The organism is Methylomonas sp. Uni0011 (assembly GCF_056850255.1).
In genome coordinates this window covers 39,674-53,792 of record NZ_JBVVNO010000003.1, presented here as the reverse complement: position 1 = coordinate 53,792, position 14,119 = coordinate 39,674, and the positions used below count along the sequence as shown (strand labels likewise).

Below are 14,119 nucleotides of genomic sequence, written 5' to 3'. Positions count from 1 at the left end.
AAAGAGGTACGCTGCATGCGAATGGATAAATTAACCAGTAAATTTCAACAGGCTCTCGGCGACGCGCAAAGTCTGGCGCTCGGCAAAGACCACCAATTCATTGAGCCGTTGCATGTCATGCAGGCCTTGATCGACCAGGAAGGCGGCAGTATCAAACCTTTGTTGCAGCAGGTCGGGGTTCAGGTCAATGCCTTGCGCAACGATCTGTTGAAAGAGATCGACCGTTTGGCCAGCGTTTCAGGCGCCGGCGGCGACGTGCAGATTTCCAACGAATTGTCGCGGATGCTGAATCTGACCGACAAACTGGCACAAAAGCGCAAAGACGCCTACATCTCCAGCGAACTGTTCCTGTTGGCGGCGCTGGACACCAACGGAACCTTGCAGAACCTGCTGAAAAAGGCCGGCGTCACCGCATCGGCCGTCGAAAAAGCCATCGACAACATGCGCGGCGGCCAGAACGTCAACGATGCCAATGCCGAAGACCAGCGCCAAGCTTTAAAAAAATACACGATCAATCTGACCGAGCGGGCCGAGCAAGGCAAGCTGGATCCGGTGATCGGCCGCGACGACGAAATCCGCCGCACAATACAAGTCTTGCAACGCCGCACCAAGAACAACCCGGTGTTGATCGGCGAACCCGGCGTCGGTAAAACTGCGATCGTCGAAGGCCTGGCCCAACGCATCGTCAACGGCGAGGTGCCGGAAGGCATCAAGGGCAAGCAATTGTTGTCGCTGGACATGGCGGCGCTGATCGCTGGCGCCAAATTCCGCGGCGAGTTCGAGGAGCGCCTGAAAGCCGTCTTGAACGACATTGCCAAGCTGGAAGGCCAGGTGATTCTGTTCATCGACGAGTTGCATACCATGGTCGGCGCCGGCAAAGCCGAAGGGGCGATGGACGCCGGCAATATGCTCAAGCCTGCCCTGGCCCGCGGTGAGCTGCATTGCGTGGGTGCGACGACGCTGGACGAATACCGCCAATACATCGAAAAGGACGCCGCATTGGAACGCCGCTTTCAAAAAGTCCTGGTCGACGAGCCCAGCGTCGAAGACACCATCGCCATCCTGCGCGGCTTGAAGGAACGGTACGAAATCCACCACAGCGTCGACATTACCGACCCGGCCATCGTCGCCGCGGCGATGCTGTCGCACCGTTATATCTCCGACCGGCAATTGCCGGACAAGGCCATCGATCTGATCGACGAAGCCGCCAGCCGGATTCGGATGGAAATGGATTCCAAACCGGAAGCGATGGATAAACTCGACCGCCGCCTGATCCAGCTGAAAATCGAACGCGAAGCGATGAAAAACGAAAGCGACGCCGCATCGAAAAAGCGTCTGGAAACCTTGCAGGAAGACATTGCCGAGCTGGAGAAAGAATATTCCGATCTCGACGAAATCTGGAAAGCTGAAAAGGCGGCGCTGCAAGGCACGGCGACGATTAAAGAGCGGCTGGAACACGCCCGCCTGGAGTTGGAAGCTGCCCGCCGCAATCAGGATTACACCCGGATGTCGGAGCTGCAATACGGCGAGATTCCGAAACTGGAGAAGGAGCTGGACTTGGCATCGCAAGCCGAAATGCAGGAAGCCAAATTATTGCGCAGCAAAGTCACGGATGAGGAAATCGCCGAAGTCGTGTCGAAATGGACCGGCATCCCGGTCTCGAAAATGATGGAAGGCGAGCGGGAAAAACTGCTACGGATGGAAGAAGAACTGGGCAAACGCGTGATCGGCCAAACGGAAGCCTTGAAAGCCGTCAGCAATGCGATCCGCCGCTCTCGCGCCGGGCTTTCCGACCCGAACCGGCCCAACGGCTCGTTCCTGTTTTTGGGACCGACCGGTGTCGGTAAAACCGAGTTATGCAAGGCCTTGGCCGAATTCATGTTCGACACCGAAGAAGCCATGGTCCGCATCGATATGTCGGAATTCATGGAGAAACATTCGGTCGCGCGTTTGATCGGTGCACCGCCGGGTTACGTCGGCTACGAAGAAGGCGGTTACCTGACCGAAGCCGTGCGCCGTAAGCCCTACTCTGTGATCCTGCTCGACGAGATCGAAAAAGCCCACAACGACGTGTTCAATGTCTTGCTGCAAGTGTTGGACGACGGCCGACTGACCGACGGCCAGGGCCGCACCGTGGATTTCAAGAACACGGTGGTGGTGATGACGTCCAACCTGGGCTCCAGCGTGATTCAGGAACTGGCGGGCGAAGACAACTATGCCGAAATGAAAGACGCGGTAATGGACATCGTCGGCCAGCATTTCCGGCCGGAATTCATCAACCGGGTCGACGAGGCCGTGGTGTTCCATCCGCTGGAACAAGACCAGATTCGGGCAATCTGCAAAATCCAGATCGATTTGCTGCGCCGTCGTCTGCAAGAGAAGGAGATCGGCTTGGCCGTCAGCGAACCGGCGTTGGATCTACTCGGCGAGGCCGGCTTCGATCCGGTCTACGGTGCACGGCCATTGAAACGGGCGATACAACGCCAATTGGAAAATCCGTTGGCTAACGAAATATTGGCCGGCCGTTTCTTGCCGGGCAATACGATAAAAATCGATGTTGCCAACGACGGCCTGACCTTCAGCAAATAAGCCCGCCGCGCCGGCCCGGATTCAAGTCCGGGCCGACGCGGGTTCCGCTAAATTTTTACCGTCCGCCCTTCGGCGGCCGCTTGCAACGCAGCGACAATCGTCCGGCAATTGTCGCGGGCATCGTCGAACGACAATTGCGGCGGCTTGCCGTTTAGCACGCAATCGCTGAAATGTTCGATCTCCAAACGAAAATGGTTCGCTGCCGGCATCCGTTCTTCGGCGAAGCGGCCGTCCTCGGTCCACCAGGAAATAATCGGAATATCGCCCGGCAATTGCCAGACGACGTGGCATTTTATGCCGCCCCGGGTGCCGATGATCTCGTATTCGCAACGTCGCGCCCGCTCGAAACTGAAATCGAAGTGGCCAAATTTGCCGTCTCCAAAATCCAGCACCCCGCTGGTGGTAATGTCGGCACCGCTTTCGACATACTTGGATAAAGCAGTAACCGTGCGCGGCGCCTGCTGAAAAAACATCCGCAACGAATGGATCGCATAACAGCCGATATCCCACATCGCACCGCCGCCGCGCGAAACATCCTCCGCCAACCGGTACATCCGCGCCGGCCGCATCATGAACGAATAGCTAGCTCGTACCGAACGCACCTCGCCGATCAAGCCGGAGCCGATCAATTCCAATACCCGAGCATGCTGCGGATGGAAACGGTACATAAACCCTTCCATGACCGTCACCCGATAGCGGCGGGCAGCGGTTTCGATGGCATCGATGTCGGCCACGGTCAAAGCCATCGGTTTTTCGCAGAGTACGTGTTTGCGGTGCTCGATGGCTCGTAGGGTCCATTCCGCGTGTTCGTGGTTGGCCATCGGCAAATATATGGCTTGCACGTCGTCGTCGTTGAGCAGGCTGTCCAAATTGTCGTAACTTTGAATATTGGGATGGCAAGGAGCGTATTGGGCCAAAGTTTGCGCGGCGGCTCCCGGCCGCCGGCTGGCTATCCCGACCAATTCGGAATTCTGAGCCTCGACTATAGCCGGCAGCAGGCGCTCGTTGATACGCGCCGCCCCGAGTATTCCCCAGCGCAGCTTGGCTTGATCTTGGTTATTCATGGCGATTACCTTTTACTGATATTCTTAAGCAGTAACAGATTAGCAGCTTGTTTAACAGCCGCAAACGCGGCTGGAAAAAAGTCTTCCGCGGCAAGCAAACGATTGTCCGAAAACGTGGCGCCAAGTGCGGCGACTAAAACATCACTCGGCAACTGAAAAAACGCCAGGCACAAAAAAGGCCCGGACGTTTCCATCCGGGCCTTTTGCAATCGATTATGCCTAAACCAATTAAGCCATGGCGCGCAGTCTGTTATTCAATCTGCTTTTACCGCGGGCGGCTTTATTTTTGTGGATCAAGCCTTTGTTGACGGCTGAATCGATAACAGGGACAGCCACTTTGAACGCGGCTTGCGCTTGCTCTTTATCGCCTGCTCTAACAGCGGCGATCACTTTTTTGATAAAAGTGCGTAAGTTGCTGCGCTGTCCGGCATTGCGAATACGGCTTTTCTCTGCCTGACGCGCTCTTTTTCTAGCTTGTGGTGAATTCGCCATAGTCTATCAATTTGTTTCAGTGAATTTGGAACCGCATATTATCTTTTTGAATGCTATGATTGTCAAATTTTTAGCTGCTTCTGAATAGACGGGAAGATTCGTGAGTAAACAGCTTTTCAAATCAACCGCCATTGTCGGCAGTATGACATTGATTTCGCGGTTGATGGGCTTCGCCAGAGACATGCTGTTCGCCAATATTTTCGGGGTTAATGCTGCCACCGATGCTTTCTTCGTCGCGTTCCGGATTCCCAATTTTTTACGCCGTTTATTTGCCGAAGGCGCTTTCGCTCAAGCCTTCGTACCGCTGCTGTCCGATTACCATCAGAAAGGTACTAGAGAAGCATTACGCCAGTTCATAGACCGCAGCTCAGGCACCTTGGCAGCGTTACTGGCTCTGGTCGCGCTAGCCGGAGTCGTTGCAGCCCCCTTGTTAATCCTGGTGTTTGCGCCGGGATTTTTGTGGGAAGGCAGCCAGTACGAGTTGACCGTACAAATGCTGCGCATCACATTTCCTTACCTGTTTTTCGTCACATTGGTCGCTTTTGCCGGCGCAATATTGAATGCCCAAGGCCGATTTGCGGTTCCGGCTTTGACACCGGTGATTTTGAACCTCGCGATGATCGCTGCCGCAATCTGGCTGGCACCGCTAATGGACCAACCGATTGTCGCGCTGGCCTGGGGCGTACTCGCGGCCGGCGTCATCCAGTTGGCATTTCAAATTCCGCCGTTATTACGCCTCGGCCTACTACCGCGGCCACGCTGGGCCTACCGCGATCCAAGCGTAAAACGCATGCTGACGCGGATGCCGTCGGCGATTTTCGGCGTCTCGGTGGTGCAGGTCAACTTGCTGTTCGGCACTTTGGTAGCTTCTTTTCTGGCTCCGGGCAGCGTGTCGTGGCTGTATTACTCAGACCGCCTGGTCGAATTCCCGCTTGGAATCCTCGGCATTGCCGTCGCCACCGTGATTTTGCCGCATCTGTCGGCGCATCATGCCACGTCGGACCAGCTTGGATTTTCCAAGGCGTTGGATTGGGGCTTGAAACTGACGCTACTGATCGGCATGCCGGCCACGTTGGGATTGGCATTTCTGGCCGAACCTTTGCTTTCTACCTTGTTCCAATACAACGAATTCGACAGCGGCGACGTCAAGATGGCCGGCCGCAGCCTGATTGCGTATTCGCTGGGCTTGTTGGCTTTTATGCTAATCAAAGTGCTGGCCCCCGGCTTTACCTCCCGCCACGATACCCGAACACCGACACGATTCGGCGGGTATTCGATGCTTGCCAATGTAGCCTTCAACCTGATTTTGGTCTGGCCTTTGGCTCATGCCGGAGTTGCCTTAGCGACCACCTTATCCGCCTATCTCAACGCAGTGCTGTTGTTACGCAACCTGGTTACGACACGCATTTACCAACCTTGCGCCGGTTGGTACGGTTATATCGGGCGGATTGTGGCGGCAAACGCAACCATGTCGGCATTTTTGTACTATTTTGTCGATGCCGGCTTATGGCTGAATTGGAACGCCGCTCAACGCAGCCTGAACTTGGCGGCGACAATCGGCTTGGCAATAATCGTTTACGGCAGCGCTCTGCTACTATCCGGTTTCCGCCCGCGGCATATCGGATTCCGAGAATCGGTCACGGCTTGAGATTTAATCCGCCGCCACCATTGTCATGTAGAATGCGCTGCCAACAGCGGTTTCCATCACGATACAATTTATTTTTCAGTAAGCTATGAACACTAAAACAATCGGCTTTATCGGCGGCGGCAACATGGCAACCAGCTTGATGCGCGGCCTGATAGCCAGCGGCCACTCGCCCCAGCAAATCTGGGTATCCGATGCCGCTCCCGACATCCTGAAGTCCCACGCCGATCAATTACACGTCAATATTTCCGCCGATAACGCTAATATCGCCAACGAAGCCGACGTCGTGGTTCTGGCGGTCAAACCGCAGATTCTGCGAGACGTCTGCTTGCAAATCGCACCGCAACTGAAACAAAAGAACGTTCTGGTAGTGTCGATCGCCGCCGGCATCGGTCAACAAAGCTTGGCGCTATGGCTGGGCGCAAACACCGCCATCGTCCGTTGCATGCCCAACACCCCGGCTTTGGTTCAAACCGGTGCCACGGCATTGCACGCCAATCCGCAAGTCAACGAGGAACAGAAAGACCTGGCCGAGAACATCCTGCGCGCCGTCGGGCTGACGTTATGGTTCGAGGACGAGGCCAAACTTGACGCCGTTACTGCGGTCTCCGGCAGCGGCCCAGCCTATTTTTTTCTGTTAATGGAAGCGATGGAGCAGGCCGCTTTGGAATTGGGTCTGGACGAACATTCCGCGCGTTTATTAATTCAGCAAACTGCGTTGGGCGCGGCGAAAATCGCCCTGGAATCCGCCGAATCTCCGGCACAACTGCGGGCCCGAGTAACATCGCCAGGCGGTACAACGCAGCGAGCCGTCGAGACCTTTCTGCAACACGGCTTCGTCGATTTGGTATCGAAAGCCCTGCATGCCGCCAGGGACCGCTCGATTGAAATGTCAAAACAACTCGGAGCCGACTGATGGGCAGTAACTACATGACAGATCCCTTGGTGTTTTTGATCGACACCCTGTTCTCGCTCTACATCCTGGCGGTCGCCTTGCGGTTTTTGCTGCAATGGACCCAAGCCGATTTTTACAATCCGATTTCGCAGTTTCTGGTCAAAATCACCCATCCGCCGTTAAGGATCATGCGGCGCTTTATCCCGGCGATCGGCCGTATCGACAGTTCCTCGCTGGTTCTGGCGCTGGTACTGCAAATGATCGCCAATTTTTCGATTCTGGCACTGAAAAGCTTATCGATCAGCGTAGTCGCTTTGCTGTTGCTGTCGTTTACCGACCTAGTAAAAATGCTGTTGGACATTTTTGTCTACGCCATTTTTGCCGCAGCGATCCTGAGCTGGTTCGCAGCGGGCAGTTACAGCAGCGCCTCATCGATCTTGTACAGTTTGACCGAACCGCTGCTGAACGTTTGCCGCAGAGTATTGCCCGATTTAGGCGGCATTGACTTGTCGCCTTTGGCAGCACTGGTGTTGTTGCAACTGGCAAAAATGATGATATTACCGCCATTACATCAGCTGGCCACGATCTTGGGCTAGGTCGGATCGCCGAAAAATATGGGCACACCGAACAACACCGCCAAACGCATCCTGCTAGCGCTCGCTCTGGTCATGCCGATGTTGGCTGCCGATCCGGCCTTTGCCAAAAAAATGTATCGTTGGGTCGACGACAGCGGTAACGTTTATTTTTCCGACCAAGTTCCGCCCGATCAGGTCCAGCACAAACGGGAAACCCTAAACGAAAAGGCACGGGTGACGGATGTGGTAGAAAAAGCCAAAACCGCAGAGCAACTCACCCAGCAAAAACGCCTGGACGAACTGCGCAAGGAGCAGGAGAAGATCATCACGAAACAAGCGGCCAACGATAAAGTCTTACTCAGCACCTTCCGCAGCGTCGACGATTTGGAAAAAGCGATCGCCAACAAATTAGCCGCGATCGATGCGGCGCGTAAGGTGATCGAGGGCAACATCGATTTACTGGAATCGCAATTACGGCAACAGCAACAACAGGCCGCCAATCTAGAACGTAGCGGCAGCAAATTGCCCGACAAACTACTCGGCGACATTGCCGCCAGCAAACAACAAATAGACGCGGCCAAACAAGATCTGCAACGCCACCAATTGGAACGGCAAAACAGCGAAAAAGAGTTCAAAGCCGATGTTGCCCGCTTTCAGTTTTTGACCCAATCGCAAAAAACCGGGAAAACCGACAAATCCTCTCTAGCCGCCAGCAACGCCAGTAACGAACTAGGCTTGTTCGTCTGCGAAGATGCGGTTCAATGCGAAAAGGCCTGGAAAATCGCCGGCGAATTTGTCGCCAGCAACTCCACTACCGGCCAAGACGTGGAAAGCGAAAAACTGATCATGCGGGCGGCACCGCAAACCGATACCGATCTAAGCCTGTCGGCGTCTCTACTGGAAAGGAACGACGTCCGCCAGATATTTCTCGACATACGCTGCCGCCAATCCAGCCTCGGTTTGGAACTGTGCGCCAGCGCCAAAGCCCAAGCCATTCGCGAAGCGTTCGCCCCGTTTATCCAATCCCAATTAGCGGCGCAGCAGTAATGTACCGACGCCCTGGTCGGTAAACAACTCCAGTAACACGGCATGGTCAACCCTGCCGTCAATGATATGGACGCTGGTGACACCGCCTTTCAACGCATCAGTCGCACAGCGGGTTTTCGGAATCATGCCGCCCGATATCGTACCGTCAGCGATCAAGTTGTCGATGTCGGTCAAGGTCAGCCCGGTCAGCAAGTTGCCCTGTTTATCCAAAATGCCCGGGGTATTGGTCAGCAGCATCAGCTTTTCGGCTTTCAACACCTCGGCAACCTTGCCCGCCACCAGATCGGCGTTGATATTGTAGGAATGACCGTCCTTGCCGACACCGATCGGTGCTATCACCGGAATAAAATCGCTGTTGCCCAGCATTTCCACCACCGCCGGATCGATGCTGCTGACCTCGCCGACATGGCCTAAATCAATGATTTCCGGCGCATCGTCCAGCGAAGCGCCGGCTTTGGTGATATTGATTTTGCGGGCGTGAATGAAGTTGCCGTCCTTTCCGGTCAAACCTACCGCCTTACCGCCTTGCAGATTGATCAAATTGACGATCTCTTTGTTGACCAAGCCACCTAAAACCATTTCCACCACGTCCATGGTTTCACTGTCGGTCACGCGCATACCGTCGACAAACTCTGAGGTCTTGCCCAGCCGCCCCAGCAGGTTCCCGATCTGCGGGCCGCCACCGTGTACGACGATAGGGTTGATCCCCACCAGCTTCATTAACACGATGTCACGCGCGAAGCTGTGCTTCAACGCATCGTCGACCATGGCATTACCGCCGAATTTGATCACGACCGTCCGGCCTTTGAATTTTTGAATGTACGGCAGGGCTTCGATCAGGACGTGGGCAATCTGGTGTGCGGTTTTTTCTTTCATGGTCTCTAACAATTAAAATGGCAAATGAAGGTCGGGACTCACTTTCAGTAGCAGCTGCCTGAACTGCGCCTGAATTTGCTGCATCGCTTCCTGGGTATCGGCTTCGAACCGGACGGTCAACACCGGCGTGGTATTCGAGGCGCGGACCAAGCCCCAGCCATCGGCAAACTCGACGCGCATACCGTCGATATTGACGATTTTTCCGCCCTTGAATTCGGCTTGAGCGAATAAGCGATCCATCAAACCGGCTCCTTCGCCTTCCGCCACCGGCACGTGCAGTTCCGGGGTGTTGATACTGTCCGGCAGATCGGCAAACAACTCGCCGCTACTTCGCATATCGTTGGAAAGGATCTCGACCAGCCGGGCGCCGGCATACAGCGCATCGTCGAAACCGAACCACCGATCGTTGAAAAATATATGGCCGCTCATTTCTCCGGCCAGGGCCGCCGCAGTTTCTTTCAGCTTGGCTTTCATCAGCGAATGGCCGCTTTTCCACATCAAGGGCCGACCTCCGCGTTTAACAATCTGATCGTGCAAATGCCGGGAGCATTTCACGTCGTAAATGATCTCCGATCCAGGCTTATGCGTCAGCACATCGCGGGCAAACAACATCATTTGCCGGTCCGGCCAGATAATTTTACCGGTCGAATCCACCACGCCCAAACGGTCGCCGTCGCCGTCGAAAGCCAGGCCGATATCGGCCGCGTAATGTTTGACGGCAGACATCAAGTCGCTCAGGTTTTCCGGCTTGCTGGGGTCCGGATGGTGATTGGGAAAATTGCCGTCGATCTCGCAAAACAGCTCGACCACTTCGCAACCCAGGGTTTTCAGCAACATCGGCGCCAACCGTCCGGCCGCACCGTTCCCGCAATCGACGACGACCTTCATCGGTCGCACCAGATGCAGATCTTCCGTAATCATGCCGATATATTCGTTGCCGAACAGGCTGTTGCGTTGAATCGAGCCGGGCTCGGTCTGGCTGTAGTCGCCTGCTTCCAGACGCTGTTTCAATTGTTGCAACTTTTCGCCGGATAAGGTCTCGCCGTTCAAAACCAGTTTGAGGCCGTTGTATTCTTTCGGATTATGGCTGCCGGTCACCATCACGCCGCTAGCGCCTTCGCTGTGGTGAGCGACAAAGTACAACAGCGGCGTCGGCACCAAACCGATGTCGAGCACATCGCAGCCGCCGGCTGTCAAACCTTGAGCCATGGCATCCGCTAACTCGGGACTGGTCAAACGGCCGTCTCGGCCCAACACGATGGTCCTGACCTGCTGTTGCCGAGCCTCGTTCGCCAGCACCAAACCGATCGCCCGCACTGTTTCTGCTGTCAGGTCGCGACCGACTACGCCGCGAATGTCGTAAGCTTTAAAAATATCGCCGCTCTTGACCGCGGGCTTGGCAGGCTTTACCTCGGCCGCAGGCGTCGGCTCGGGCAGACTAACCGGCGCCGAGGACAACGCTATCGGCACGCTGGCGTACTGGTCCGCAGCCGCGGCAGACTTGGAGGGCTCGACAAAATCCATATCGAACGATTCCTCGAAAAAATCGAAATCTTCGTCGACTTCGATCGGCTTCTCGGGTTGCTTTTCATGTTCCAGAATGCGTTTGAATTGGGCCAAGGTGGACACGATCGGACGCATCTCGTCCAGTTGCACCGGATAATGCCCCGCACTTTTGCCGGTCATCATATCCTTGGCAGCCTTCAATATACTGCTCTGGTCGTGCCGCAAATAGTCTGCCAACTTTCGGTAACCGATAAAAAACGCCAGACTCACCAACAACGCCGGGATCAGAATAATGCACAGAAACAGCACCACATCGGCAAGCTCGGTAGCCTCACCTGTCCACAAATCCAGTTGCCAGCGACTGTTAAGCAACGGCAGTGTCTGGGGATCGTCAAGTTTGGCTGCGGAATTGCCGGCAGTGGCCAATACGGCACTGTCTTGGCGAACTTCGACAAAACCGCCGCTGAAACTGGTTTTGCCGATTAACAATTGCAATGCATCAGGTTTCAAACTGACCAGTATCACGCCGATCGGCTGCTGATCTTTAATGACCAAGCTGGTTATCGCCAGGTGCCGGTGTTCGCCCTCGCCTTGCACCGACGGTTTTTGTTTGGCGGCGAGCGTCGCCCTGACCATTTCCAAGTCGGCAAACCCCATGTTCGGTGCTTGAGTCAAATCCGGTTCGCTGACATTCGCCGGCAGCAAACGCACTTTCAATGCGTTCGGGATCACGCTCTGCAATCTGGCTGCCACGCTAATGCGGTTTGCAGCATCCTGCGTCTCGGGGCTGAACACGGCAATTACGTCCGGCGCTAGTGCCAGGCCATCGACAACGTGTTGCAAGGTGTCGATTTGGGTCGACAAACTGACGGCCATGCCGTTCGCTACGGCTGTAACGCTGGCTTGTTGCGTCTCTGCGACTTTGGCCGCCGAGAACCAATATGCGCCGCCGCCGGCCAATAAGACCATAAAGACGGCAATGCCGGCGACGATGCTGAATATGCGCCCCATGGTTGCCCTCGATCAATGCCGACCGCTATGTCCGAAACCGCCGCTACCGCGATGGCTGGCATCGAATTCGGCAACGCATTCGAATTCCACTTGCGCAACCGGCACGAACACCATTTGGGCGATGCGTTCGCCCACTTCGACGGTAAACGGCTCAGTGCCGCGATTCCAACAGGACACGAACACTTGGCCCTGGTAATCCGAATCGATCAAACCGACCAGGTTACCCAACACGATGCCATGTTTGTGGCCCAAGCCGGATCGAGGCAGCAGCATTGCCGCCAAATGCGGATCGTCGATATGGATCGCCAGACCGGTCGGAATCAATGCAGTCTGGCCGGGCTGCAGCGTCAACGCCTGTTCCAGACAGGCGCGCAAATCCAGCCCGGCTGAACCCGGCGTGGCGTAAGCCGGCAACGGGATCTGCTCGCCCAAGCGTGAATCAAGGATTTTTAATTGGATTTTTCTCATGCATTTTCTCGGCAATCAATTGCAACAACTGCACCGCCAGACTGGTTTTGTCGGCCATCTCCAGCGTTTTTCGGCCATCCCGCCAGAACACCTGCAAGGCGTTGCGCTCGGAATCGAAGCCGCCTTCGGCCCGCCCTACCCAGTTAGCGGCAATCATGTCCAGATTTTTACTGTGCAGCTTGCCCAGCGCGTAGTTCTCAAGGTCGTCGGTTTCGGCGGCAAAACCGACGACCCAAGGTTTGGGCAGTAGTCCTGCAACCGCGGCGACGATATCCGGATTCTTTTCCAACTCAATCACGCTGTCTTCGGCTTCACCTTTCTTGAGTTTGTGCCCGGCGACCTGTTTGGCTCGATAATCAGCCACTGCCGCCGCACCGATATAAAGGTCTGCATCAGCGCAAGCGTTCAGCACGGCCTGATTCATCTGCAATGCAGTCTCGACCTGAATGAATTTGGCGCCGGCCGGCGCCGGCAGATGCACCGGACCGCTGACCAAAGTCACATCGGCGCCGGCGGCGACAGCGGCTTTGGTCAACGCATAACCCATTTTGCCGGAACTACGGTTACTGATAAACCGCACCGGGTCCAACGGCTCGCGGGTCGGACCGGCGCTGACCACCAGTTTCAGGCCGGCAAGTAAACCGCTAGTGGACTGAATCAATACGCTTTGGACGATTTCGGCCGGCTCGACCATGCGCCCGTATCCCTGCTCGCCGCAGGCTTGCTCGCCCGCAGCCGGGCCAATCACCGTCACTCCGTGCTGTTGCAAACGAGCGATATTTTCTTGGGTAACCGGCTTGCCCCACATCGCCTGGTTCATGGCCGGCGCCACGTAAACCGGACATTCGGCGGCCAGATACAAAGTCGACAACAAATCGTCGGCCAATCCGTGCGCCATTTTGGCCAATGTATCCGCAGTTGCCGGTGCAATCAGGAGCAGATCGGCCCAGCGCGCCAGTTGAATATGGCTCATCGCCTGTTCCTGCTCCGGATCAAGCAATTCGCTGTGCACGCTATGTCCGCTCAGGGCCTGGAAAGTCAGCGGAGCCACGAAGCGGGCGGCGGCGGCGGTCATCACCACCCTGACCTCGCAGCCTTGCTTGCGCAGCAGGCGCAGCAATTCCGCCGCTTTATAGGCCGCGATACCGCCGCAAACTCCCAGTAAAATTCGCTTGTTAATAACACGCCCCAAAATGGCTAATTACGGAATTATGGCAAAGTCGGTCCGATTCTTCTACGCTTAAAACCGTTTCTTAACGGCCGGAGCGAGTTGATGAGCATTAAAAATTGGCCTGCCGACGAACGCCCGCGGGAAAAACTGTTGCAGCGCGGCGCCAGCGCCTTGACAGATGCCGAATTGCTGGCGATTTTCTTGCGTACCGGCACGGCCGGTAAATCGGCGGTGGATATGGCACGGGAACTACTCAGCGAATACGGTTCGTTGCGCGCGCTGCTAGGCGCCGACCAGCAGCGATTTTGCCAGAGCCACGGCCTGGGCGACGCCAAATATGCACAACTTCAGGCGGTGCTGGAAATGGCCCGCCGCCATTTTGCCGAAATTCTGCAACGCGGCAACGCGCTGACCAGCCCCGATATCACTCGCGCCTATCTGAGCGCGCAACTACGCGGCCACAGTTACGAAATTTTCGCTTGCCTATTTCTCGACAACCAGCACCGGGTGATCCAATGGGAGGAATTGTTCCGCGGCACGATAGACGGCACCAGCGTCTATCCGCGCGAAGTCGCCAAGCGGGCGTTGTTTCACCATGCCGCCGCGGTGATTTTCGCTCATAACCATCCTTCGGGGATCAACGAACCCAGCCAGGCCGACCGGCAGATTACCGAGAAACTGAAACAAGCCTTGGGCTTGTTCGATATCCGGGTGTTGGACCATTTCATCGTCGGCGACGGTCCGCCGTTCTCGTTCGCCGAACACGGCCTGCTGTAACCG

Annotated in this window: 12 protein-coding genes; 6 read left to right on the top strand and 6 right to left on the bottom strand. The window is 55.9% G+C overall.

From position 1 onward, the window contains the following. Window positions 1-15: 15 nt before the first annotated feature. Window positions 16-2,589, top strand: a complete 2,574-nt coding sequence (gene clpB / locus AC0IM9_RS05495) for an ATP-dependent chaperone ClpB (protein WP_482803350.1) — start codon at window positions 16-18, stop codon at window positions 2,587-2,589. Window positions 2,590-2,636: 47 nt separating this feature from the next. Here clpB and AC0IM9_RS05490 read toward each other — a convergent pair whose 3' ends face one another. Then, window positions 2,637-3,653, bottom strand: a complete 1,017-nt coding sequence (locus tag AC0IM9_RS05490) for a Gfo/Idh/MocA family protein (protein ID WP_140910870.1) — start codon at window positions 3,651-3,653, stop codon at window positions 2,637-2,639. 228 nt (window positions 3,654-3,881) lie between these two features. Further along, complete coding sequence (gene rpsT, locus AC0IM9_RS05485) at window positions 3,882-4,145, bottom strand: 30S ribosomal protein S20 (RefSeq protein WP_140910871.1); 264 nt, start codon at window positions 4,143-4,145, stop codon at window positions 3,882-3,884. A 100-nt stretch (window positions 4,146-4,245) separates the two neighbouring features. Between rpsT and murJ the strand changes: the two genes are divergently transcribed. From murJ to AC0IM9_RS05465, 4 genes are all read left to right on the top strand, one after another. Then, window positions 4,246-5,793 carry a murein biosynthesis integral membrane protein MurJ gene (murJ, locus tag AC0IM9_RS05480; protein WP_482803349.1) on the top strand — a complete coding sequence of 516 codons (1,548 nt, stop codon included), beginning with the start codon at window positions 4,246-4,248 and terminating at the stop codon, window positions 5,791-5,793. An 85-nt stretch (window positions 5,794-5,878) separates the two neighbouring features. Next, a complete protein-coding gene (proC, locus tag AC0IM9_RS05475) occupies window positions 5,879-6,706 on the top strand; it encodes a pyrroline-5-carboxylate reductase (protein WP_482803348.1) in 828 nt (275 codons plus the stop codon). Further along, on the top strand, window positions 6,706-7,281 hold the full coding sequence (locus AC0IM9_RS05470) for a YggT family protein (RefSeq protein ID WP_140910874.1): 576 nt from the start codon (window positions 6,706-6,708) through the stop codon (window positions 7,279-7,281). Before proC ends, AC0IM9_RS05470 begins: the two co-directional genes overlap by 1 nt. Window positions 7,282-7,299: 18 nt before the next feature. Next, a complete protein-coding gene (locus AC0IM9_RS05465) occupies window positions 7,300-8,307 on the top strand; it encodes a DUF4124 domain-containing protein (protein ID WP_260839180.1) in 1,008 nt (335 codons plus the stop codon). Here the strand turns inward: AC0IM9_RS05465 and argB are convergent. From argB to coaBC, 4 genes are read right to left on the bottom strand one after another with little or no spacing between them, the layout of a single operon-like run. Beyond that, a complete protein-coding gene (argB, locus tag AC0IM9_RS05460) occupies window positions 8,290-9,183 on the bottom strand; it encodes an acetylglutamate kinase (protein ID WP_278209537.1) in 894 nt (297 codons plus the stop codon). The two genes, AC0IM9_RS05465 and argB, sit on opposite strands and share 18 nt — an antisense overlap. A gap of 12 nt (window positions 9,184-9,195) precedes the next feature. Beyond that, window positions 9,196-11,700: a phosphomannomutase/phosphoglucomutase gene (locus AC0IM9_RS05455; protein WP_482803347.1), complete on the bottom strand. Its 2,505-nt coding sequence runs from the start codon at window positions 11,698-11,700 to the stop codon at window positions 9,196-9,198. Between the two features lie 12 nt (window positions 11,701-11,712). Then, window positions 11,713-12,168 (bottom strand): dUTP diphosphatase, encoded by a 456-nt coding sequence (gene dut / locus AC0IM9_RS05450; RefSeq protein ID WP_482803346.1) that lies wholly within the window; start codon window positions 12,166-12,168, stop codon window positions 11,713-11,715. After that, window positions 12,140-13,360: a bifunctional phosphopantothenoylcysteine decarboxylase/phosphopantothenate--cysteine ligase CoaBC gene (coaBC, locus tag AC0IM9_RS05445; RefSeq protein ID WP_482803345.1), complete on the bottom strand. Its 1,221-nt coding sequence runs from the start codon at window positions 13,358-13,360 to the stop codon at window positions 12,140-12,142. The genes dut and coaBC overlap by 29 nt, the downstream gene beginning before the upstream one ends. Window positions 13,361-13,441: 81 nt before the next feature. On the opposite strand from coaBC, the gene radC reads away from it, so the two are divergent. Continuing rightward, window positions 13,442-14,116 carry a RadC family protein gene (gene radC, locus AC0IM9_RS05440; RefSeq protein ID WP_482803344.1) on the top strand — a complete coding sequence of 225 codons (675 nt, stop codon included), beginning with the start codon at window positions 13,442-13,444 and terminating at the stop codon, window positions 14,114-14,116. The last annotated feature ends 3 nt before the right edge of the window (window positions 14,117-14,119 follow it).

Bases quoted from the DNA above. Each gene is read 5' to 3' on its own strand.
- clpB (WP_482803350.1), top strand. From the start codon at position 16: ATGCGAATGGATAAATTAACCAGTAAATTTCAACAGGCTCTCGGCGAC.
- AC0IM9_RS05490 (WP_140910870.1), bottom strand. From the start codon at position 3,653: ATGAATAACCAAGATCAAGCCAAGCTGCGCTGGGGAATACTCGGGGCG.
- rpsT (WP_140910871.1), bottom strand. From the start codon at position 4,145: ATGGCGAATTCACCACAAGCTAGAAAAAGAGCGCGTCAGGCAGAGAAA.
- proC (WP_482803348.1), top strand. From the start codon at position 5,879: ATGAACACTAAAACAATCGGCTTTATCGGCGGCGGCAACATGGCAACC.
- AC0IM9_RS05470 (WP_140910874.1), top strand. From the start codon at position 6,706: ATGGGCAGTAACTACATGACAGATCCCTTGGTGTTTTTGATCGACACC.
- AC0IM9_RS05465 (WP_260839180.1), top strand. From the start codon at position 7,300: ATGGGCACACCGAACAACACCGCCAAACGCATCCTGCTAGCGCTCGCT.
- argB (WP_278209537.1), bottom strand. From the start codon at position 9,183: ATGAAAGAAAAAACCGCACACCAGATTGCCCACGTCCTGATCGAAGCC.
- AC0IM9_RS05455 (WP_482803347.1), bottom strand. From the start codon at position 11,700: ATGGGGCGCATATTCAGCATCGTCGCCGGCATTGCCGTCTTTATGGTC.
- dut (WP_482803346.1), bottom strand. From the start codon at position 12,168: ATGAGAAAAATCCAATTAAAAATCCTTGATTCACGCTTGGGCGAGCAG.
- radC (WP_482803344.1), top strand. From the start codon at position 13,442: ATGAGCATTAAAAATTGGCCTGCCGACGAACGCCCGCGGGAAAAACTG.